Source organism: Mucilaginibacter kameinonensis, assembly GCF_003675385.1.
In the GTDB taxonomy this organism is placed as follows: domain Bacteria; phylum Bacteroidota; class Bacteroidia; order Sphingobacteriales; family Sphingobacteriaceae; genus Mucilaginibacter; species Mucilaginibacter kameinonensis.
Genome location: NZ_RCWZ01000006.1, coordinates 215,881 through 237,075 on the forward strand (window position 1 = coordinate 215,881; position 21,195 = coordinate 237,075).

A 21,195-nucleotide genomic window follows, 5' to 3' on the forward strand; every position below is an offset into this window, starting at 1 on the left:
TTGATTACCAGAAAAGAATTAGAATAGATGGCCGGAGGTAAGGAAACCCCAAGACAGCGAATGATAGGTATACTATACCTGGTACTATTGGGCCTTATTGCCCTTAACGTACCGGATAGCTTACTTGACGCTTTTAAAAATATAACGCGAAGCCTGGATGCGTCAAGAACTAACGTTACTACCAGTTTGCAAACAACTTACAGCGCTTTTGAGGCGACTAAATTAAAAGAGCAACCGGAAAAAGCACAGGAGTTATTAAAAAGGGCTAAAGAGGCAAGTAAAACAACTGACGAGTTAAATGCCTATGTTGAAGAACTAAAAGCCGAATTGATAAAAAAAGGTGGAGGCATTAACCCTGAAATAGATGATATCGACGCAAGGGATAATCTTGATATTTCACCTGAAGTAATGATCAACGACAAAAAGGCGGATGTTTTAAAGGAAAAGATAGAAGCTACCCGGAGTCGATTAATGCAGATATTAGGTCCAAAAGATAGCGTTGGCGTGAACTTCTCACTTAATGCTATTGACCCTCCTAAGCGTTCAGGTATACCTTCAAAAACATGGCAACAAGCATATTTTGGCGATGGTATCCCTCTTGGAGCTGCGATTACAACTTTGGCTAAAATCCAGACCGATAATAAGAATGCTGAGAACGAAGTTGTAAAAAAGATTTTAGGCAAAATTGATCAGGCGCAGGTTACTTTAAATGCTTTTAAAGCTGTAGTAGTGCCGTCAAGTAATTATGTAATAGCAGGACAGCCTTACAAGGCTGAAATTTATTTGTCTGCTTACGATCAAAACTCAAACCCAACCATTACTGTAGGCGGTGCATCGATACCAACCAGTAATGGTGTTGGTACTTATACAACTACTGCAAGTGGTGAAGGCGTGCATACCTGGACTGGCCAGTTGTTAGTAAAACAGGTTGACGGACCGCCTAAACCGTATCCTATTAGCGGATCTTACATGGTAGCAAAACCATCAGCAGTTGTATCACCCGATAAAATGAACGTGCTTTATATAGGTGTACCTAACCCAATCTCAGTGTCGGCTCCTGGTGTTCCTACCGGAAGCATTAACCTACGTATGAGCAATGGTTCACTAAGCGGATCGGGTGGGCACTATACGGCTACAGTTAGCAGTATTGGGAAAACCACACTTACTGTTACCGGCGAAAAAGGTATGGTATTAGGTTCAACGGAATTTCGTATCAAAAGGATTCCTGACCCTAAACCTCAATTTGCCGGCAAAAGTGGTGGCAATACCAGTTCGGCCAATATCAAAGCTCAGGACAGGCTTTTTGCTCAGTTGGATAACTTTGACTTTGACGCGAAATTTAATGTAACGCACTTTACTATGTTGGTTGTTAAACCACGCCAGGACGCTATTATTTTATCAGGCTCGGGCGGCGACTTAACCAGCGCTATGCACAGTGCTTTAAATACAGTTACACCAGGAACTACTGTTATATTTAAGGATATCATAGCGGTTGGTCCTGATCATTCACCGCGGTCACTTGATCCTATTGTATTATCCGCAAACTAAACGCGTATGAAAAAGAGAATTTTAGTTGTTATCCTTTGCCTGGCTTGCGTAAGTGCGTATGCACAAAAAAAACGCACCAAAAGGCCTGCAAAAAAGACAACCACAACCAGACAGGTAGTGCAAAAACCAGTACAGGTTCAGCCGGATAACGTAACCAGTCAGCAGCCGCTTGATACAGCACGTAAAATTGCTGCAAAGCCTTTTGACAGGCCGCTTGATGGATACTACAAGAAAAGCAACATCTTTAACGCGAAGGTTACTCCATATCCTAATTTGCGTGAAAACGACGTAGCTTTTGCAAAACGTGTGTGGCGTGAAATCGATGTACGCGAAAAAATGAACCAATACCTTGCTTCGCCAAAGGGACGTTTAATTGACGTACTGCTTGACGCGATCATGAGGGGGGAACTTACCGCGTATGATCCAACCCCAGGTAAAAAGGATGATCCGGGAGGCGACGGTTTTACTACGCCGTTAACAGGTGCTCAGGCACGTGGCCGTTTAGCTTCAGACAGCAGTGTAGTTGAAAAGCGTGACAAGGATAACAACGTAATCTCATCCAGCATGGTAGCCGGAGATTTTAACCCGGATAGCGTATTAAAGTTCCGCATCAAGGAAGACTGGGTATTTGACAAACAGCGTTCTGTTTTTGAACCACGCATTATTGGTATCGCCCCTTTAATTAAACCTAAAGGAGCCGGTACACTTGATATCGATTTTCAGCCTGCTTTTTGGGTATATTTCCCTGAAGCGCGTCCGGTACTTGCAACCAAAGAAGTGGTTAGCCGTGCCAGTGACGCAACAGGCTTGAGCTTCGACGACGTATTTATCAAACGGATCTTTACCAGCTATATCGTAAAAGAAAGCAACGATAAAGATGAACGTATAAAAGATTATGCCCAGGGCATTGATAAGCTTTACGAATCGGAAAGGATCAAAAAATCTCTTCTTGACTGGGAGCTTAACCTTTGGCAGTACTAATAGTTAAAGATTAAACGCGATTTTATAAAACAGGCGATGAATTTTCATCGCCTGTTTTGTTTTTATGTTTTTTTTCGTTGGGGTGCTGTTATGCGTCTCTACAAAATTCATCATCCGTAGATCTCTTCAAATAAATGAAAATGTCATTTCGATAGAGCTGCGGGCGGGAGAACGAGCGCCGGGGCGAAAGAGAAATCTTGTACGCCATGCAGAATGACCCTTCATGGCGTATAAGATTTCTCCTCACCAGCCCCGCACGTCCCCAATCGGGTTCGTTCGAAATGACACGCGGTTGATTGATAATCATTAACAAGATGGCATTCCACATTATAGGCTATTTTCACCTCCCGCCTGACCAATAGCTCAAAGCTTTCTACCAACTCCCTAAAATTCCCGACCAACTCCTGAAATTGCGACGAATTGTGCCTTTTTAGCGTTTGCAGAGCGCTTTCAGGGCTTTGTCTATTTATATCCACAGCTGGTATAACTCTTTTTAGCAGTCAAAATATATGTTGTTCATTTGATCATTGAAAACAACAACACAACATATTTAAAAACATTAAAACCTTAACGCCATGAAAACCTCAATAAAATTATCAACCTTATTTGTATTATTAACTGCAGGAGTATTTGCTACCAAAGTAGCCAAAGCCGACGAAGGCAATGCCGATGTTAATCCGAAAGCAAAAGAAGTTGTAAGCTTTAAAGCCCTTGATCATGATCGCGGCTTGAAGATAAATTTCGCGAAATCTGAAAACGGAAAATCAGTTGTAAAGGTTTACAATAAAGACAATGAACTTTTATTGAAAGACATTGTGCCAAGCAAAACTGATGTGAGCAAAGGCTACGTGTTAAACAGTTTGGCCGATGGTGAATATACCATGGAAATCTATAGCAATAACCAGGTGGTTAAAAAATCAATCCACGTTTACCAGGATGGCGATCAAAAATCATTTTACATCGCTCAGTAATAAAAATCACTAACTCAATATATAACAAAGTCCCGGTTCAATCAACTGGGCCTTTATCTTTTTAGATATTTCAACTGCTACTGCAACTAAAACCTGATACTGATTAAGATTAGCTTTGTTCAACCTCTGCTCCGGTATTAAAATATGCCAATATAGCTTTAGCCTGTTTCAGATTAACTACTTCAAGCAGCATTTCTTCATTGGCTTCGCGGATTTTCTTTACCGATTTAAAGTATTTCAGCAGCTTTTCGGCGGTGGTTTTGCCTATACCTTCTATTAGTTCAAGCTCGGTTACCAATGTGCCTTTGTCGCGTTTTTTGCGGTGGAAGGTGATGCCAAAACGGTGCGCCTCGTCGCGCAAATGCTGGATCACCTTAAGGGTCTCCGATTTTTTATCGAGGTATAACGGATACTGGTCGTTTGGATAATAAAGCTCTTCCAGGCGTTTGGCGATGCCTATAACGGTTACTTTTTTGTCTATACCTAACAACTTAAGGCTGTGCATGGCCGATGATAGCTGGCCTTTACCACCGTCAATCACGATAAGCTGTGGTAGTTCCGTCCCTTCATCCAGCATGCGGCGATAACGGCGATGTACGGCTTCCTCCATGGTGGCAAAGTCGTTAGGGCCTTCAACGGTTTTAACATTAAAGTGGCGATAATCTTTTTTAGATGGCTTGCCATCCTTAAACACCACAATGGCCGACACCGGATACTTACCCTGAAAGTTGGAGTTATCAAAACACTCGATATGGCGTGGCAACTGGTTCATGCGTAGATCCTTCATCATCTGCGTTAGCAGTCGCTCGGTACGTACCTCGGGGTTTAACTTTTCGTACTGATCAATTTTTTCCTTTTTGAAGAACTGAACATTCTTTTGCGAAAGATCAAGCAGCTTACGTTTCTCTCCCAATTTGGGCACCGTGAATTTGATGTTGGGATGATCTTCAAGGTCGATATCAAACGGGACAATGATTTCCTTGCTGTCGCTGTTATAACGGCTCCTGAACTCGGATATGGCCAGTGTAAGCAATTCTTCATCGCTTTCATCCAGGCGTTTTTTAAGCTCAATGGTTTGCGTTTGGATGATGGCGCCGTTCATCACCTTCAGGAAGTTTACAAAAGCAAGTTTCTCTTCTGAGGCAATACTAAATACTTCTACATCTGTGATAGATGAATTCACAACAGTTGATTTGCTCTGGTAATTTTCAAGCAGCTCGAATTTGCGCTTAAGCCTGTGCGCCAGCTCAAAGTTCATTTCCATGGCGGCGGCTTCCATCTCGCTTTTTAAACGACGAAGTACTGCCCCGATCTTACCGTTCAGAATATCCTTGATCTCATCAATACTGTTATCATAATCATCTTCCGACTGGAAGTTCTGGCAAGGGCCTTTGCAATTACCCAACTGGTATTCCAGGCAAACTTTAAACTTACCTTTGTCGATGTTTTCGCGGGTAAGCTGCAAATTGCAGGTGCGTAAAGGATAAGTCTCCCTGATGAGGTCCAGAATGTTATGCATCATACTTACTGAAGCATACGGGCCAAGATATTTGGAACCATCCTTAATGATACGGCGTGTCCAGAAAATGCGCGGGTAATTCTCGTTTTTAATGATGATCCAGGGATAGGTTTTATCATCCTTAAGCAACACGTTATAACGCGGCTGATGCTTTTTGATCATGCTGTTTTCCAGCAACCAGGCATCAACCTCGGTATCAACAATGGTAAAAGTTATAGCACGGATCTTGGATACCAACACCCGTGTTTTGGCATTGATATGGATATCCTGGTTAAAGTACGACCCAACGCGATTGCGAAGGTCTTTAGCCTTGCCAATATATATCAGTTCCTGCTCACTATCCCAGTATTGATAAACCCCGGGTCTGTGAGGGATGTTCTTTAAAGCTGCTCTATAATCAAATTTCTCGATCACTGAATTATTGGTTTTAATGAAAACGTCATTGTTAATCTAAAATATGTCATTGCGAGGAGGAACGACGAAGCAATCGCATGCTATACAGAGCGGCTATGCTTCTGTGCGATTGCCACGCTTCGCTCGCAATGACATATTTTAGATTAGCAATGACGTCTGGAGGTTATACTCCTGATCAAACAAAAATAATTAAAATCCTAATTTCTTATCTACGTCGGTAGTTCCCTGTTGCTGCTGGTTATAGGCTCCGCAATCCAGGATGATACTCACGCCGTTTGCTGGAGCGTCAAAGTCAACATTCTTTTTGATGCCTAAAGCTGCATTGGCGTATACTTTTTTCATGTACATGGCAAATATCGGCAGGGCACTGTTTGCACCTTCACCAAGGCGTGTGCTTTGGAAAGCGATGTCGCGGTCTTCGCAGCCTGTCCACAAGCCGGTAACCAGTTGTGGGGTTATGCCAATGAACCAGCCATCCGAGTTGTTTTGCGTTGTACCTGTTTTACCGCCGATAGGGTTACGCAAACCGTATTTATAAGTTAACCTCGAACCTGTCCCATCTTCAATAACACCTTTAAGCATATAGGTCATTACATAGGCCGTTTGCGCATTCATAGCCTGAACAACGCGGGGAGTATGCGTATACAATACGTTGCCGTTTTTATCTTCGATACGTAAAATATAAGTGGGCTCGGTCCACAAGCCATGGTTTGCAAAGGCCGAATAAGCTGCTGTCATTTCAAAAACAGAGGCATCAAATGTACCCAGGCAAATTGATGGATATGGCGGAACTGCACTGGTGATACCCATCTTCTTGATCAAGTCCACAACAGGCTCTGGTTTAACCTCGCCCATAACGTGCGCCGTAACCCAGTTTTGCGAGTGTGCCAACGCCTGTCTTAAAGTAATGAAACCTTGTAACGTTTCAGATGGCGACGAGCGCGGGCACCATGGTGCGCCATAACCACGAATGGTATCAGGCACGTTGTTGATTTTCATACAAGGCGAGTAGCCGTTATCAATAGCCACCGCATAGGTGAATGGTTTGGCTGTCGAGCCTACCTGGCGTGTGCCATTCTTTACCTGATCATACTTAAAGTGCTCAAAGTTGGTGCCGCCCACCCAGGCTTTAACGTAGCCGGTTGTTGGGTCCATACTCATGAGCGCGTTACGCAAAAGCATTTTACAGTAAATGATGGAGTCGATAGGACGCATCATGGTATCTATATTACCATGCCAGGTAAACAGGTTGAGCATGGTTTTGGTCTGGAAGTTTTCCTGAATTTCTTCGTCAGACTTTTCCTGTTGTTTCAACTGTTTATACCTGTCGGACTTTTGCATACCCTGATCAAGCAAAAACTTAAAGTTATGGATGCTCTTATACAAGTTGCGACCGCGCCAATGATCATTAAATTGGGCTTGCAGATCTTTCATATAATCGCGCTGTGCTTCCTCGGCGTATTGCTGCATGGTGGCATCAATAGTGGTATATATTTTTAAGCCATCACGATCAAGATCATAAGGAGTCCCATCCGGGCGGTTGATATTTTGTTCTTTGAAGATCTTTTGAAGCTCTTTCTTCAATACAGAACGGAAATAAGGCGCAAGGCCGTCGAAGTGGTTATTCTGGTGGAAATCAAGACCAAGAGGCTTGCGTTTAAATTCTTCGGCTTGACCTTCACTTAAAGCCTTTTGTTCAACCATGCGGTTCAATACCAGGTTACGCCTTTTGAGCGCGTTATCCGGGTGACGGATAGGCGAGTAAATACCCGGGCCGTTTACCATACCTATTAACAAGGCGGCCTGATCTGGAGTTAACTTGTCAGGAGTAGTATTAAAATAAGTACGCGCGGCCGATTTGATGCCGTAGGTGTTATATGCGCCAAAGTCAACCGTGTTGAGGTACATGGTCAGGATCTCTTCTTTGGTGTAGTGACGTTCCAGTTTAACAGCCGTAACCCATTCCTGTAATTTTTGAATGATACGTTTAAAAGGATTCGCAGATCGTTCAGAAAAAAGGTTAAGCGCCAGCTGCTGGGTTATAGTACTGCCTCCTTGTTTTTGCCCGATGAGCAAATGCGCGAATATGGTAAAGCTGCGCCCGAAGTCGATACCCGAGTGGTCGTAAAAGCGCTTGTCTTCCGTGGCGACCAAAGCGTTAATTACGTTTGGCGATAGTTCGCGGTAGGTAACGTTTGAGCGGTTTTGAATATAGTAAGTGCCCAATACCTGCTTATCTGAAGATATGATCTCTGTAGCCTGGTTGCTTTTTGGGTTTTCCAGATCGCGGAATGATGGCAGCTGACCAAATACATCAAAAATGGTAAGCGTTATCATGATAACCACAAAAAGGAAAAGGGCTATCACGGTACGCCAGATGTACCAGTTGTATCTTCTTATATCTGCGGGCTGAAGTTGATTTTTCGAGTTAAACCTTGTGTTATTGGTTCTCATTTTCTAATAAAATTTCTGGTAGTAGTCAAAATAACTATCCAATATACTTTGGGTTGCTAATTTATCCAGATTTTCTTTGGTAATGATAAAAAAGCTGTATTTATCCCTTGGCACCTTCATAATATCGGGCAACAGGGGAACTATGGTGCGGGCGTAATCCTTAGCGTCATCAAGGGTATAAAAACGGCCAACATATATCAACTGGTTATTGTCGCCTACGGTTTTAACGTGGTGGATAACTTCGCTGCGTGTGTAGCGTGTACGGTTAAATTGCCCTACACCAAAACGTGTTGAAGCCAGATTAGTTGTACCGCTGGCAACATTTATCACAAAGTAGTAATTGGTGCTGTCGTGCTTACTGAATATGTAGTTTACTACAGGTGCTTTAGTAATAACGGCTGCGGGCGCTGTTCCTATCGAATCTTTTTGTTTTGGCGCAGGCTGAGCGGCAATATCGCGAGATGTGTCCGGCATTTTATGCTGCGGCAACTGGATCTGCGTTAAGGCAAGCTGTTTAGGTTGCTGCGTTGAAGCCTGTTGAATTTGCGGGGCAGATGTTTTAGCGCCGGCTATTACGCGTGTATCTCGTTCGGGCAGGCGCTCCTGCGGCGTTACATTTTGTGCCGATGGTGTATATGGCGGACGATACTCCGTTTGTTTTTGATATGCTACCGGTGGGGTAAAAGGAATCTCGTTAGGGTCGTCATTAAACAGCACGACAGGGCGTGCAGCAATTTCGGCTTTGTTGGAGTCGATATAGGCCAGGTGCTGGCTAACCAGCGGGGCGATAAGTTTATCCTGCGGATATTTCGAGGCTATCAATTGCAGATCGGCCTGGAAAGGAGGGAGCTTCTCCATGTGACCGGCAGCTAATGCTTTCAGGTAATAAAGCTGTGCAGCGTAACGGTTGTTGGGATATTTATTGAGCAGGTCATTGGCTTTCTCAATTACCTGTGTGTATTGCTTTTGCGAATACAGATCGTACACCTGGTTATAAAAGCCATTAAACTCGGCATCCACATCGGCCATTTTACGGGCATAATCCGGGTCAAGAATAACTTTGGTGAATACACTCTCAGGGTACTCTTTTAATAACCTGTTTTTATAATCTGTTGATTTTACAGCATCGATATCAGCATAAAGCCTGTAAAGGTTATAATAGATAGAAGGTTTGTCGCTGCTTTGCGGAAAACGGGCAAGCAATGTTTCATAAGTGGCAATAGCTTCCTTTTTATCTTCCAATACATCTCGATAAAAATTCGCCATTTCAAAATAGGCATTATAAATTCTGAAATTGGACTGCTGCAACAGGGCAGGGGTGAGCGGGAGGTTTTTAACCAGATCCTGCCGGTAGGTACCTGCCGATACATTATTACTGTTATAAGCAACGCTACCAACAGGAGCATCCGGATCGTTAACCTGTGAGCCAATACCGGTATTGGCTGTCGGGATACCTGTATTTGAACGCATGCTGCGGCGCCAGTTATCTTCAAGTTTACGGTTACCCCATAAACGTTTGAAGTCGTTATATCCCTGGCTTACCGCACTGTTGTTATAAAAGTAAAAAGTACTGCCGCTGGTTCTATTGTTTTGGGCAGATGAATTGTTATTCCTGTCGAAGGAGTTTGACATCGCTCCGTTATTGGCTGCTCCTGCATTGGCTTCGATAGCCGCCTGTTGTTGCTGGCGGGTTTTACGGGCTACCATTTCATCTATTTTGGCGTCGCGGGTTTTCTCATCCAAAGCGGCAAGCATTTGCAGGGTATCCTCGCGTGATATGGTTTCGAGCAGGCGGGTAAGGATTTGCAGGTTATCGGCCTTTTTGCGGATAAGGTGGTACCCCGGATAATTTATCGACAGGTTGTTAAGGGTGCTATCATAATAAAGCCGGGCATTTGCATAATCGGCTTTATTTTTAAAGTTGATGTCGGCAATGCGCAGGTAGGAGAGGCCTTTTTGATTTTGATTTTTGGTGCTTACCCGTACCGATTTTTTATAGCTTTTCAGGGCGTTATCAATTTCGCCTGCCTTAAATTGCTGTTCGCCTATCTGGTAATAGATCTGGTCGTAAAAATCAATGTTGTCGCTGTTTTTTAACAGGGCGCGAAGCAGATCGATTTTATTTACCTTAACGCCGTTTTGATTATCGCGGATCCGGATGCGGTTAAGATTGGCGTTGAAGGCCATTTCAAAGCTGGCGTTGCTTTTTACAATCCGTGTATAGCTTTCATATGCGTCGGCTGGTTTTAAATTAAGCTCCTGGAGTTGGCCAAGGATAAAAATCCAGCGAAGTTTAAGGTTAGAGATGTAACTATATTTTATAGTAAGTTTGGCCATCTCCTCAGCCTCGGCATAGTTTTGAGTAATGATATCATACTGTAGCTTGGTAGCATAAACATCGGCAGTAATGTTTTTCTTAGGGTTGATATCCTGTACAGCCGAATCAATCACCTGTTTGGCTAAAGGCAGCTGGTTGAGGTACATGAGCCCTCTCGCTTTCCATACCAGTGCTTCCTGTTTCAGGTTAGCCTGTTTACCAAACGAACGGGTTACATAATTAAAATACTCAACGGCATCAAAATAATTTGCCTCTAAATACCTTGCTTTGCCCAGCACCAGGTAGGCATCGCCCAGGTAATGGCTTTGTTCTTTAATGCTGATGATCTTGTTGGCCTTTACAATTGCGTCTTCCAGATCTTTATCCGGGGTACCATTTTGCGCCGTGGTATCGGGATATACATTCAGGATCTCGTTATAAGCATCAATAAATGATGTAGCATAGGCCTCCTGCTTTAACCTTAAAATTTCATTGGCATTAAATAATATATTGTAATGGGCAGTAAGGTTTTGCATGGTGCGGTTAAAGCCGCTTTGTTTTTCAAGCGAACAACCTACCGCTACCAGTATTAGTGCAGACAGAAAAAAAATGCCGATGTTTGATTTATAGGATGATGGTAGTCGCCTCAATGCAATACGGTGATTTAAAAGCATTGCTAAAATACTAAAGATTATACAATAGGTTTAATAAATTTGCGCATGCCGAAAAATGAACAAAATAACGAGGATGAAGTTGGCAAGCCTTTAAACGCTTATGCTAAGTATAGCAGTATCGGTTTTCAGATGGTGGTTGTTATTGGCATTTTTACGTATGCCGGCTATAAAATTGATGAAGCCGGTAAACATGAAGTAAAATGGGCTACTGCCGCGCTTGCCCTTGTTGGTGTTTTTATCGCGTTATACATCGTTATCCGATCTGTTAAAAATTGAAACTGCGTACTGTTATTTTATCGTTCCTGTTGTTTGCTGTTGTTATAGCAACTCCTCCATTGCTGGTAAGCAAATCGGTACATGTTGCCTGGCTTGATCCTCACTTCTGGATCATATTTGGTTTTGTGACCGGGCTTACATTTATTACCATAATTTCGATACTGGTAGTAACTAAAATTAACAAAGAAATATACGCTCAAACCTTCCTTGCAGCTACCATGGTGAAGCTTTTGACCTGCATGTTTTTTTGCCTGTTTTTTTTGGTTAAAATCAAAGTAAATGGGGTGATTTTTGTTGCCAATTTTTTTTACGTATATTTCTTTAACCTCGTCTTTGAAATATACGGCTTATTACGTACCTTGCGCAACCAAAAATTAAAGTAAAAATCTCTCTGCTAATGGATTTTAGCCCTGTTTTGAACTCAAAAAAAATCACCTTAGGTATCATTTTAAGCGTTTTTTCGCTGTTTGTAACGTTAAAAGCTAACGCTGTACAGGAAAAAAATGAGTCTTCAACAAGTGTTGAAAGTAAGGAAACCGAAAAGTTTGACCCTAATGAAGCCATCCTTGAACACATTGCCGATTCGCACTATTTTCATATAGGTGGCAAGGTTGCTATTGGTTTGCCGGTTATACTTTATACAGACGGCGGACTGGAAGTATTTTCAGCCTCAGAATTTGAGCATGGTGAAAAAGCCCACCAGGGTAAATATCACAATTATGCTTTGGTTAAAGACAAAATTAAAGTTGTAGGCGCCGATGGTAAAACCATTGACGAAACAGCAAAGATTTTTGATTTGTCAATTACCCGCAACGTGTTTTCAATGTGGATGTCGGTAGTATTGCTGATCTTGATTTTTGTTAGCGTTGCCGGATCGTACAAAAAACGTGTAGGTAAAGCGCCAAAAGGTTTGCAATCATTATTAGAGCCGTTGATCCTCTTTATCCGTGATGAGGTTGCATTGCCAAACATTGGTTACAAGTATGCTAAGTTTATGCCGCTGCTGTTAACCATGTTCTTCTTTATCCTGATCAATAACCTGATTGGTATGGTTCCGTTTTTCCCGGGAGGTTCAAACCTTACCGGTAACATCGCGGTAACTATGGTACTTGCGGTTATTACCCTTATTGTGGTTAACGTTAATGGCAACAAATACTACTGGAAGCACATTTTTGCTCCTGATGTTCCATTCTGGTTGTATCCTATCATGTGGATAGTTGAGCTTGCCGGTATCATTTCAAAGCCTTTCGCGTTAATGGTGCGTTTGTTTGCAAACATTATGGCAGGCCACGTTATCGTATTGGCATTAATCTCTTTGATTTTCATATTCCAGACACTTTGGGTATCTCCGGTATCAATAGCGTTCGCTTTGTTTATCGATGTGCTTGAGTTGCTGGTTGCTTTCTTACAGGCTTTCATCTTTACAATGCTTACCGCTTTGTTTATTGGCAGCGCTGTTGAAGAGCATCATCATTAATAATTTGTAATTAATAATAACACTATATTCATTTAAATTTAAAAACAATGGTTGGAAGTATTGCTGCATTAGGTGCAGGTTTAGCAGTTATCGGTGCAGGTATTGGTATCGGTCAAATCGGTGGTAAAGCGATGGAAGGTATCTCTCGTCAGCCGGAAGCTGCTTCAAAAATTCAGACTGCCATGATCATCGCTGCGGCACTTGTTGAAGGTGTTGCTCTTTTCGGTGTGATCGTTGCACTTTTGGGTAACAAATAATTTTACCCTAAAAAAATAGAAACCGTGCTGTGTAACGGTTGGTTACACACCGGTTTTTATTTGAATGAATAATATTAATTAGAACTATAGTCACAACAATTATATAGAAGAATGGATTTAGTAATGCCTGATTGGGGTTTGGTTGTATGGACAACCGTAACCTTTTTATTCTTACTTATTTTATTGAGGGCATTTGCCTGGAAACCGATCATGGCCGCCATTGGCGAGCGTGAGCGTTCAATTGAAGATGCTTTATTAAAAGCAGAAGCTGCCAAAGAAGAAATGAGCCGTTTAACTAACGAAAACGAATCGTTAATTAAACAAGCGCGTGCTGAGCGTGATCTGATCCTGTCTGAAGCTCGTAAAGCTAAAGATCAAATAGTATCTGATGCTAAAGAACTTGCACACAAAGAAGGTGCGCGTATGATTGAGCTTGCCCGCGTTGAAATTAACAACCAAAAAGCTATCGCTTTGGCAGATGTTAAAAACCAGGTAGCTACGTTATCTTTAGAGATTGCTGAGAAGATCCTTCGCAAACAATTTGAAGATCAGCAGCAGCAAAACGAATTGGTTAGCCAATTATTGAAAGAAGTGAAGTTATAAGATTTCGGATTTGGGATGTTGGATTTCGGATTTATTCCGGCATTCACTAACCAGTTAAAAACCGAAATTCAAAATAAAAATTCCAAAATCGAAAATTCGAAATCCGAAATTAGAAAGAAATGTCAGAAGTAACAGTAGCATCGAGATACGCCAAATCACTTATCGACCTTGCGCAGGAACAAAACATTGTTGATGCGATAAAGGCAGATATGGATCTTTTTTTACACACTTTAAAAGGAAGTTCTGAACTGGCCGCTGTTTTGGCTAACCCTATTATTTCACAGGCTAAGAAGATCAGTATTCTTGAGGCGGTGTTTGGTAATAAGGTGAACAAAGTGAGCATCATGTTCTTTAAGCTAATGGTAAACAAAGGCCGTGGCGGTGTTTTGTATTTTACTGCCCATGAGTATATCAACCTTTTCAATATTAAAAGGAATATTACCAAAGCTAAAGTTACATCAGCTACAACATTATCTGATGCAAACGAAAAGACACTGGTAGATGAATTACAAAAGGCTATCGGTGGCACTGTAGTATTGGATACCAAAGTAGATCCTACACTGATTGGTGGATTTGTGCTTAACGTAGGCGACAGGCAGGTTGATACCAGCATTGCTGCAAGCCTTAAGAAGATGAAAAAAGAATTTGCTGAAAAAGCATAATTAATTAAGTATTAAAAGTAAAACTCTAAATAAATTTTAAACAATGGTAGAGGTAAGACCAGACGAAGTATCAGCAATTTTGCGTCAGCAGTTGGCCGGCTTCAAGTCAGAATCTGAATTAGAAGAAGTGGGTACTGTACTCCAGGTGGGTGACGGTATCGCACGCGTTTATGGATTAACTAAAGTACAGTCGGGTGAGTTGGTTGAATTTGGCACAGGATTGCAAGGCATCGTACTTAACCTTGAAGAAGATAACGTGGGCGTGGTATTGTTAGGTAAATCTGATGATATTAAAGAAGGTGATACCGTTAAACGTACCAACAGGATTGCATCAATTAACGTAGGCGAGGGTATGCTTGGCCGTGTTGTTGATACCTTAGGTGCCCCTATTGATGGTAAAGGCCCAATCACCGGTCAAACTTATGAGATGCCACTTGAGCGTAAAGCACCAGGTGTAATCTACCGTCAGCCGGTAACCGAGCCATTACAAACAGGCATCAAAGCTATCGACGCGATGATCCCTATCGGCCGTGGCCAGCGTGAGTTGGTTATCGGTGACCGTCAAACAGGTAAAACTGCGGTTTGTATCGATACTATCATCAATCAAAAAGAATTTTACGATGCAGGTAAACCTGTAATCTGTATATATGTAGCTTGCGGACAAAAAGCATCAACTGTTGCTAACATTGTTCGTACGCTTGAAGAGAACGGCGCTATGCCTTACTCTATCATTGTTGCCGCTAACGCTTCAGACTCTGCTACCATGCAGTTCTTTGCTCCGTTTGCAGGTGCAGCTATCGGCGAGTACTTCCGTGATACAGGCCGTCCGGCTTTGATCATCTATGATGACTTGTCAAAACAAGCTGTTGCTTACCGTGAGGTTTCATTGTTGTTACGTCGTCCACCGGGCCGTGAGGCTTACCCGGGTGACGTATTTTACCTGCACAGCCGTTTATTAGAGCGTGCCGCTAAAATCAACGCAAATGATTCTATCGCACAACAAATGAACGACCTTCCTGAATCTATCAGAGGTATCGTTAAAGGTGGCGGTTCATTAACAGCGCTTCCAATCATTGAAACACAAGCTGGTGACGTATCTGCATACATCCCAACTAACGTAATTTCAATTACTGACGGTCAGATCTTCCTTGAGTCGAACTTGTTCAACGCGGGTGTTCGTCCGGCTATCAACGTAGGTATCTCTGTATCACGTGTAGGTGGTAACGCGCAGATCAAATCAATGAAAAAAGTTGCCGGTACCTTGAAACTTGACCAGGCTCAGTTCCGTGAGCTTGAGGCTTTCTCAAAATTCGGTTCAGACCTTGACGCTTCAACCAAAAACGTGTTGGACAAAGGTATCCGTAACGTAGAGATCCTGAAACAAGGTCAATACTCTCCGGTAACTGTAGAAAAACAAGTTGCTATCATTTACCTGGGTACTAAAAACTTAATGCGTAACGTACCTGTAAACAAGGTAAGGGAATTCGAAGCCGAATTTACCGATCAGTTAGAAGCTCGTCACCCGGAAGTTTTAGCTGCCCTTAAAGCAGGTAAATTTGACGATCAGCTTACCGGTGTACTGGAAACAGTAGCCAAAGAACTGTCAGCAAGGTATTAATCTTTTGATGTGCAGATATGTTGATTTGCAAAAGTGCAAATCAGCATATCGCTTCAAAATGATTTTAATTAAATAAACTGGTGCGGTGCGCAATATGCACATCTGCACATTTAAAATTCGCACATCGTAACGAATGGCTAATTTAAAAGAAGTAAGAAACAGGATCAAATCTGTATCATCAACCCAGCAGATCACCAAGGCTATGAAAATGGTTTCGGCTGCTAAGTTGAAACGTGCTACCAACGCTATTATTCAGCTGCGTCCTTACGCAAGTAAGTTGAAAGACCTGCTGGCTAATTTATCTGCAAGTTTGGAGGATAACACTTCTCCGTACCTTCAGGAGCGTGAACCAGTACGTGTATTGGTAGTTGTGGTATCATCAAACCGCGGTTTGGCCGGTGCTTTCAATGCTAACGTTATTAAAGCCGCCAACAACCTTATTGCCGAGAAATATCCTAAGCAGCTTGCTGCCGGTAACGTATCTATCGTTGCCATCGGTAAAAAAGCGCAGGAGTTTTATCAAAGGCGTAAGTACAACGTAATTGGTAACAACAATGACCTGTACTCGGATCTTAACTTCGAGAATGCTTCAAAAATTACCGAAGCTATCATGCAGGGCTTTGTTAACGGCGATTACGACCGTGTGGAGCTGGTGTATAACCACTTCCGTAACGCGGCTGTACAATACCTGATCACAGAGCAGTTATTGCCGGTGCCAAAAGCCGAGAAGAAAGAGGAAGTAAAAGCAGCTAATGTTGATTACATCCTTGAGCCATCACAACAGGAAATTGTTGAGCAATTGATCCCTAAAAATATCAAGATCCAACTTTACCGTGCAGTATTGGATTCTAACGCATCTGAACACGGTGCACGTATGACAGCGATGGATAAAGCAACCGAAAATGCCGGTGAGCTTTTGAAATCATTAAAACTTTCATACAACCAGGCCCGTCAGGCAGCCATCACTACCGAGCTTACCGAGATCGTGAGTGGTGCAGCAGCCCTTTCAGGCGGCAACTAAGTTTAAAATACTTTTATATAGAAAAGGCTTTCCGGGAGGAGAGCCTTTTTTGTTTACTGGGAAATAAACGCTAAAGTTGTAATTGTAATACTTTATGAAGGAGTTAAACCTAAAGTCTGTTGTTTTATACTCAAGCATATGTGTTTATGTAGTTTCACTAACACAACACTGTTACTGTACAACAGATTCCTGCGGCGATTCGATAATGGCTTTGCTCATTGGGCCTTTAGGTCTGATTTTTGGAGGCGCAGGCTTTAGTTGGTTGGCAAACCCATTTTTATTCAGTGCGTGGTTTTCTTTTAAGAATAAGCCATTGCGAACAATTGTTGTCAGTTCGATATCAGTTGCTTTTATGGCTTCTTTCCTGGTTTTTAAACGCATAATTTCGGATGAAGCAGGTAATTACTCAGAAATTGTTAGTTATAGATTAGGGTATTGGTTATGGTTATTGAGCGGAATGATAATGCTGGTTGGTAGTATATTAGTATATGGTAGATCGAAGCCTGGCATTAACTGACACCGGAACGCTAAACTTCGACCAGTGTACGTTCAGTTTCGATAAAAAAGATTATATCACCACAAGATCCGCCCCAGCATCAATCTCATTTGCAGGAATTACCTTATCCCAGATGTGTATTTTCACATGGTAAGTTTCTCCGGCTATCATGGGCCGACCGATGGTGATATCTCCTCGCAGCTCTGTGGCCCGCTCGGGCGGGTAACCGGTTGTGCCTTCAAAGAGATCGGTAGCGCTTAAAACTGCGGTTCCCTTTTTATCAGTAACTATCAACTGCATTCCTGGATAGGCTTTACCGTCTTTCAGCCCATAGTTTGCAACGCCAACCGCTACAATGGCTATTTTTGTATTAAGGTTTACCTTATTATCGCGCATGGCATTATTCGCCGGGTCAACCAATAACACGTTGTTTACACCAAAACCGTTGTAGCTAAATTTTAAGCCAGTATTAAAGTCCTTTTTTACTCCTTTGCTAAAGTTGCATGCTAATAGGGTCATGCAACTTATTATTGTCACTATAATTTTTAGGTTTTTCATTGATAAGGATAAGAGTGAAAGTCTCGATGCAAATAAACAAAAGACGCCAATAAGAAAGCTACGGGCATGTTGCAAATACTTTCGAATTTGTTGCATACTTTGATGCCCGAAAGCTGAAATGCCCTGTAACAATATACCAACGATTGAATCTCATTATCAATTATAAACCGCCGCATTCCCAGATGATTAAGAAATATTCAGTTTTAATAGGAGTTGTCATTTCTTCAGTTTTAATGATCATAGCCATCTCGGTTTACCCTGGCGGATCCATGTACAATGAGTACTCCGTCGGCTTCGACTGGAAACACAATTTCATCAGTAACCTGTTTGGAACAAGGGCGTTAAATGGCGCAGAAAATGCTTCGAGAATTTGGGCCTGTGCGGGGATGATTTTATTCCCTCTTAGCTACGCAATGTTTTTTATTAATATGTCCAAAAAGATACCAGACAGAAACTCGGCCTATATTATAAAATACATGGGGATAGCTAACGTCCTGTTTACCTTTTTAACCGTAACCCCCTGGCACGATTTAATGTTGATTATATCTACCAGCTTATTTTGGACGTGTTTATTTATCATCACTGTTTTTATCCTCAAAACCAGGCTTCATCTATTTAAGGTTTTGTGTGTGATTTGCCTTGCAATTTTTTATTACAGCGTTTACCTATGGGGCATAAGCGATTGGGATTTATTACCAATAACACAAAAGATAAACTTTCTTACTTCGACGCTCCTAATTTTAGGTCTTGAATATTTTACTAAAAAAGAAGATTTTGCTCATATTAAACCAAGGGGGCAAAAAGCACTGGTAGGTAATAATTAAGTTTCGGCAGTATCAAAGCAAAACCCCAAAATCAGATTAACCCAAAAAGTCCCGGTTCAGACGAATCAGCGAAATCAACGTAATCATAACAAAAATCAACGGTCAGGGTTACCTCTTGCCACTCTCTGGTATCAATGTATACCAAAGAAAATTAAACAGTTATGAAAACAAAGTTATTCCTGGCGTTGCTGGCGGGCGTGTTGCTGCTGGACGCATGTGGGCGTAGTTCAAAGTACGAGCCCTTAAGAGAAGACAGAGCATCGGCGGCCGATACAGTGGCGGTTAGTGCAGACAGTACCTCGGTAGCGACAACTCCAGCCAAGCTGGTAAAAACAGCCGACATGCGGTTTAAGGTAAAAAACGTTCAACAAACGGGCGATGCTATAGCCGCGCTTACAACCCATAACGGCGGTATGGTGATGCACCATCAAATGCAGGCCGATGTGGAACGATCTGAAGATATCCGCGTGAGTAATGATTCGGTTAAACGTGTTTCGGCCCTCAGGACTAATGCGGATATGGCGGTAAAAGTTCCTTCAGAAAAACTCGAAGGCTTCATGACCGAGGTTGCCCATATGGGGATGTATGTTACGCTCCGGAAAATGGATATTGAAGACCGCACGCTTGACTATCTGTCGGAAAAACTGAAATTAAAAAACCGTCAGGATTTGGTAGATCAGCAAAAGAAGGGTAAAGTAGTTATTAAAAACCCAGTGAACGTGATGCTGCTTAAAGACGACATGGTTGATCAGCAAATTGGCAATATGCGCACAGATGAAGCCGTAAAGTACAGCATTGTTACCCTTAGCTTTTACCAGAGCAATTTTATCAACCAGGAAATGATAGCTAATGACGATCCTTCTGCCTATCAGTTGCCTTTTGTTAACCGTCTGGCTATCACATTAAATAATGGCTGGCAACTTTTTGTTGAACTGATCCTGGGGTTGGCCAACGTGTGGGTATTTATAACTTTAGGTATAGGTTTGTGGGCAATGTACGGCTATTATAAACGTAAACACCCCGCATGGTTCGCCAGCGGCATAAAATCATAAAAACTTTATAGCTTTTTCGGTAAACATTTCTATTTTTGCGCAAACATTAAAAATAGGTACCATGGAATCAATGGAAAATGCTAACGCAGAAGGACACTACAAATTATTAACTTTAGCTATTGTTATCGGTATAGTAGGCGTATTCCTGCGTTTTGCCGGCGATGCCAACACAGGCTTCATGTTTACATCTATTTCAAACATTATCCTGATCATCGGTATCCTGATTGCTTTGAAATGCGTTTTCTCAATCATGAAGTAAAATCCTGCAAAAGGAATTATATAAAAAGCGCCTTCAATTTGAGGGCGCTTTTTTTTGCTTTTTATTTGGGGTGATAGCCTGCCTCGTTCAATATTTTTTGAGCATCCTTATCCGCCATTAACTGGGATAGGGTAACATCAGGATGCTTATCCATGTATTTCTTCACTATTTGCCATCCCGTCCAAACGGCCAGTTTAGGGGCCGATTCATTCTTTTCACCGAAGCCGGGGGTGAAAGGCGCTTCAGTAAGGTATTTCTGAATTTTCTGGTAATCGGTTTCGTACAACAGGTTTTCTTGTAAAAAGTATCCCCAGATCTTGGCTTCAAAATCCTGGCACCATTTCAGTTGTTCGGTACTATAACGGATTTTAGTGCTATCGGCTACGTCAGGCAATATTCTGTCCATAAAATACATGATCTTACCATTGTACACCATCTTATTAAGCAAAGCTTTGTCGTTGTCATCTTCTGGAAACATTTCCTCCCGCGCTATGCCTTCAACCACCCGTGGCGTAATATTGTCAGGAGTGAACCATTTGGAAAGGTAATGCGGAAAAGCATTGGTGAGCGAGGGATAAAAGCGCGAATCCGCACCAAGGAAAAGATCGATCCCTACACCAAAATAACCGTCACCAATGGTAGTTTGGGCCTGGAAACCCGAAATGTATGCATATACCCTCGGCAGGCGTTTTTGCGGATAATAATATTTAATGTATTTAAAGGCTTCGGTAAGGCTGGCATTCTGCCGATCCATATTAGGGAAGGCGGCATCGGCGTCATGCTTCAGATCGTTATAGGGCTTGCCCGCGAATACTTGCTGCAGGGCTTTAAAATAGGCCGTATCCTTAGCACTGCCAACCTGTAAAATGCGTTCAATAAAATCGGGATAAAAGCTACCATACTGTGTTTGAAGGTATGCGGCCTGCTGGGCCATGGGTTTACTGCGCATGGCATCAAAATCGTGGTCAAACCGTTCAATTTTAACATCAACATTGATATTGCTTACATCAATTTTTTTGTTGTGGCTACAGCCGCTTAATATCAGGCCGATGGAAAAAATTAAGTAAATTTGCTTTGCTATATACCGGGTAGGGTTCATCTTTATCCTTTAAGGCAAAAGTAATTTTATTTGCATAATGTTGCTACTATTGTTAAGTCAATAGTCGGTAGCCTTAAGTCGGGATTTTCGACTTTGAACTAAAGGCTCCTGACTC

Annotated in this window: 20 protein-coding genes; 14 read left to right on the forward strand and 6 right to left on the reverse strand. The window is 42.2% G+C overall.

The window, feature by feature from the left end; all coding sequences use genetic code 11:
- The first annotated feature begins 27 nt into the window (after positions 1 to 27).
- From porM to EAH55_RS28115, 3 genes are all read left to right on the forward strand, one after another.
- Positions 28 to 1,548: a type IX secretion system motor protein PorM/GldM gene (gene porM, locus EAH55_RS28105; protein ID WP_121812610.1), complete on the forward strand. Its 1,521-nt coding sequence runs from the start codon at positions 28 to 30 to the stop codon at positions 1,546 to 1,548.
- A 6-nt stretch (positions 1,549 to 1,554) separates the two neighbouring features.
- Entirely contained in the window at positions 1,555 to 2,529 is a 975-nt protein-coding gene (gene porN, locus EAH55_RS28110) for a type IX secretion system ring subunit PorN/GldN (protein WP_121812611.1), read from the forward strand.
- A gap of 575 nt (positions 2,530 to 3,104) precedes the next feature.
- A complete protein-coding gene (locus EAH55_RS28115) occupies positions 3,105 to 3,500 on the forward strand; it encodes a hypothetical protein (protein WP_121812612.1) in 396 nt (131 codons plus the stop codon).
- A gap of 109 nt (positions 3,501 to 3,609) precedes the next feature.
- Here EAH55_RS28115 and uvrC read toward each other — a convergent pair whose 3' ends face one another.
- The 3 genes from uvrC to porW form a co-directional block, all read right to left on the reverse strand.
- The gene (gene uvrC / locus EAH55_RS28120) at positions 3,610 to 5,430 is read right to left on the reverse strand and encodes an excinuclease ABC subunit UvrC (protein WP_121812675.1); all 1,821 of its coding nucleotides are present in this window, start codon (positions 5,428 to 5,430) and stop codon (positions 3,610 to 3,612) included.
- A gap of 192 nt (positions 5,431 to 5,622) precedes the next feature.
- Positions 5,623 to 7,887 (reverse strand): transglycosylase domain-containing protein, encoded by a 2,265-nt coding sequence (locus EAH55_RS28125; protein WP_121812613.1) that lies wholly within the window; start codon positions 7,885 to 7,887, stop codon positions 5,623 to 5,625.
- Between the two features lie 3 nt (positions 7,888 to 7,890).
- Positions 7,891 to 10,878, reverse strand: coding sequence for a type IX secretion system periplasmic lipoprotein PorW/SprE (porW, locus tag EAH55_RS28130; protein WP_121812614.1), 2,988 nt, complete (start codon positions 10,876 to 10,878; stop codon positions 7,891 to 7,893).
- A gap of 45 nt (positions 10,879 to 10,923) precedes the next feature.
- Here porW and EAH55_RS28135 point away from each other — a divergent pair, with 45 nt between their 5' ends.
- The 8 genes from EAH55_RS28135 (at position 10,924) to atpG (ending at position 16,792) form a co-directional block, all read left to right on the forward strand.
- Positions 10,924 to 11,154, forward strand: a complete 231-nt coding sequence (locus EAH55_RS28135) for an AtpZ/AtpI family protein (RefSeq protein WP_112568668.1) — start codon at positions 10,924 to 10,926, stop codon at positions 11,152 to 11,154.
- Positions 11,151 to 11,537 (forward strand): hypothetical protein, encoded by a 387-nt coding sequence (locus EAH55_RS28140; RefSeq protein WP_121812615.1) that lies wholly within the window; start codon positions 11,151 to 11,153, stop codon positions 11,535 to 11,537. Before EAH55_RS28135 ends, EAH55_RS28140 begins: the two co-directional genes overlap by 4 nt.
- A 14-nt stretch (positions 11,538 to 11,551) precedes the next feature.
- The gene (gene atpB, locus EAH55_RS28145) at positions 11,552 to 12,631 is read left to right on the forward strand and encodes a F0F1 ATP synthase subunit A (protein WP_121812616.1); all 1,080 of its coding nucleotides are present in this window, start codon (positions 11,552 to 11,554) and stop codon (positions 12,629 to 12,631) included.
- Between the two features lie 47 nt (positions 12,632 to 12,678).
- Positions 12,679 to 12,888, forward strand: a complete 210-nt coding sequence (atpE, locus tag EAH55_RS28150) for an ATP synthase F0 subunit C (RefSeq protein WP_110585792.1) — start codon at positions 12,679 to 12,681, stop codon at positions 12,886 to 12,888.
- 111 nt (positions 12,889 to 12,999) lie between these two features.
- Positions 13,000 to 13,491 (forward strand): F0F1 ATP synthase subunit B, encoded by a 492-nt coding sequence (atpF, locus tag EAH55_RS28155; RefSeq protein WP_112568662.1) that lies wholly within the window; start codon positions 13,000 to 13,002, stop codon positions 13,489 to 13,491.
- A gap of 119 nt (positions 13,492 to 13,610) precedes the next feature.
- Positions 13,611 to 14,153 carry an ATP synthase F1 subunit delta gene (gene atpH, locus EAH55_RS28160; protein WP_121812617.1) on the forward strand — a complete coding sequence of 181 codons (543 nt, stop codon included), beginning with the start codon at positions 13,611 to 13,613 and terminating at the stop codon, positions 14,151 to 14,153.
- Positions 14,154 to 14,196: 43 nt separating this feature from the next.
- Positions 14,197 to 15,771, forward strand: coding sequence for a F0F1 ATP synthase subunit alpha (gene atpA, locus EAH55_RS28165; RefSeq protein WP_114941683.1), 1,575 nt, complete (start codon positions 14,197 to 14,199; stop codon positions 15,769 to 15,771).
- A 133-nt stretch (positions 15,772 to 15,904) separates the two neighbouring features.
- On the forward strand, positions 15,905 to 16,792 hold the full coding sequence (atpG, locus tag EAH55_RS28170; protein ID WP_121812618.1) for an ATP synthase F1 subunit gamma: 888 nt from the start codon (positions 15,905 to 15,907) through the stop codon (positions 16,790 to 16,792).
- A 171-nt stretch (positions 16,793 to 16,963) separates the two neighbouring features.
- Here atpG and EAH55_RS28175 read toward each other — a convergent pair whose 3' ends face one another.
- Together EAH55_RS28175 and EAH55_RS28180 are read right to left on the reverse strand one after the other, a co-directional pair.
- On the reverse strand, positions 16,964 to 17,173 hold the full coding sequence (locus EAH55_RS28175) for a hypothetical protein (RefSeq protein WP_121812619.1): 210 nt from the start codon (positions 17,171 to 17,173) through the stop codon (positions 16,964 to 16,966).
- A 187-nt stretch (positions 17,174 to 17,360) separates the two neighbouring features.
- Positions 17,361 to 17,807, reverse strand: coding sequence for a hypothetical protein (locus tag EAH55_RS28180; RefSeq protein WP_121812620.1), 447 nt, complete (start codon positions 17,805 to 17,807; stop codon positions 17,361 to 17,363).
- 221 nt (positions 17,808 to 18,028) lie between these two features.
- Between EAH55_RS28180 and EAH55_RS28185 the strand changes: the two genes are divergently transcribed.
- From EAH55_RS28185 to EAH55_RS28195, 3 genes are all read left to right on the forward strand, one after another.
- Positions 18,029 to 18,670, forward strand: coding sequence for a hypothetical protein (locus EAH55_RS28185; protein WP_208644967.1), 642 nt, complete (start codon positions 18,029 to 18,031; stop codon positions 18,668 to 18,670).
- A gap of 161 nt (positions 18,671 to 18,831) precedes the next feature.
- Positions 18,832 to 19,722 carry a DUF4349 domain-containing protein gene (locus EAH55_RS28190; protein ID WP_121812621.1) on the forward strand — a complete coding sequence of 297 codons (891 nt, stop codon included), beginning with the start codon at positions 18,832 to 18,834 and terminating at the stop codon, positions 19,720 to 19,722.
- Between the two features lie 61 nt (positions 19,723 to 19,783).
- On the forward strand, positions 19,784 to 19,981 hold the full coding sequence (locus EAH55_RS28195) for a hypothetical protein (protein ID WP_112568650.1): 198 nt from the start codon (positions 19,784 to 19,786) through the stop codon (positions 19,979 to 19,981).
- 61 nt (positions 19,982 to 20,042) lie between these two features.
- Here the strand turns inward: EAH55_RS28195 and gldB are convergent, their stop codons facing one another.
- The gene (gldB, locus tag EAH55_RS28200; RefSeq protein WP_121812622.1) at positions 20,043 to 21,080 is read right to left on the reverse strand and encodes a gliding motility lipoprotein GldB; all 1,038 of its coding nucleotides are present in this window, start codon (positions 21,078 to 21,080) and stop codon (positions 20,043 to 20,045) included.
- Between the last annotated feature and the right edge of the window lie 115 nt (positions 21,081 to 21,195).

What these genes read in the sequence shown, in the direction of transcription:
- porM (WP_121812610.1), top strand. Translation starts at nt 28, where the DNA reads ATGGCCGGAGGTAAGGAAACCCCAAGACAGCGAATGATAGGTATACTA.
- porN (WP_121812611.1), top strand. Translation starts at nt 1,555, where the DNA reads ATGAAAAAGAGAATTTTAGTTGTTATCCTTTGCCTGGCTTGCGTAAGT.
- EAH55_RS28115 (WP_121812612.1), top strand. Translation starts at nt 3,105, where the DNA reads ATGAAAACCTCAATAAAATTATCAACCTTATTTGTATTATTAACTGCA.
- EAH55_RS28125 (WP_121812613.1), bottom strand. Translation starts at nt 7,887, where the DNA reads ATGAGAACCAATAACACAAGGTTTAACTCGAAAAATCAACTTCAGCCC.
- porW (WP_121812614.1), bottom strand. Translation starts at nt 10,878, where the DNA reads ATGCTTTTAAATCACCGTATTGCATTGAGGCGACTACCATCATCCTAT.
- EAH55_RS28135 (WP_112568668.1), top strand. Translation starts at nt 10,924, where the DNA reads ATGCCGAAAAATGAACAAAATAACGAGGATGAAGTTGGCAAGCCTTTA.
- atpB (WP_121812616.1), top strand. Translation starts at nt 11,552, where the DNA reads ATGGATTTTAGCCCTGTTTTGAACTCAAAAAAAATCACCTTAGGTATC.
- atpE (WP_110585792.1), top strand. Translation starts at nt 12,679, where the DNA reads ATGGTTGGAAGTATTGCTGCATTAGGTGCAGGTTTAGCAGTTATCGGT.
- atpF (WP_112568662.1), top strand. Translation starts at nt 13,000, where the DNA reads ATGGATTTAGTAATGCCTGATTGGGGTTTGGTTGTATGGACAACCGTA.
- atpH (WP_121812617.1), top strand. Translation starts at nt 13,611, where the DNA reads ATGTCAGAAGTAACAGTAGCATCGAGATACGCCAAATCACTTATCGAC.
- atpA (WP_114941683.1), top strand. Translation starts at nt 14,197, where the DNA reads ATGGTAGAGGTAAGACCAGACGAAGTATCAGCAATTTTGCGTCAGCAG.
- atpG (WP_121812618.1), top strand. Translation starts at nt 15,905, where the DNA reads ATGGCTAATTTAAAAGAAGTAAGAAACAGGATCAAATCTGTATCATCA.
- EAH55_RS28175 (WP_121812619.1), bottom strand. Translation starts at nt 17,173, where the DNA reads ATGCGTTTAAAAACCAGGAAAGAAGCCATAAAAGCAACTGATATCGAA.
- EAH55_RS28180 (WP_121812620.1), bottom strand. Translation starts at nt 17,807, where the DNA reads ATGACCCTATTAGCATGCAACTTTAGCAAAGGAGTAAAAAAGGACTTT.
- EAH55_RS28185 (WP_208644967.1), top strand. Translation starts at nt 18,029, where the DNA reads ATGATTAAGAAATATTCAGTTTTAATAGGAGTTGTCATTTCTTCAGTT.
- EAH55_RS28190 (WP_121812621.1), top strand. Translation starts at nt 18,832, where the DNA reads ATGAAAACAAAGTTATTCCTGGCGTTGCTGGCGGGCGTGTTGCTGCTG.
- EAH55_RS28195 (WP_112568650.1), top strand. Translation starts at nt 19,784, where the DNA reads ATGGAATCAATGGAAAATGCTAACGCAGAAGGACACTACAAATTATTA.
- gldB (WP_121812622.1), bottom strand. Translation starts at nt 21,080, where the DNA reads ATGAACCCTACCCGGTATATAGCAAAGCAAATTTACTTAATTTTTTCC.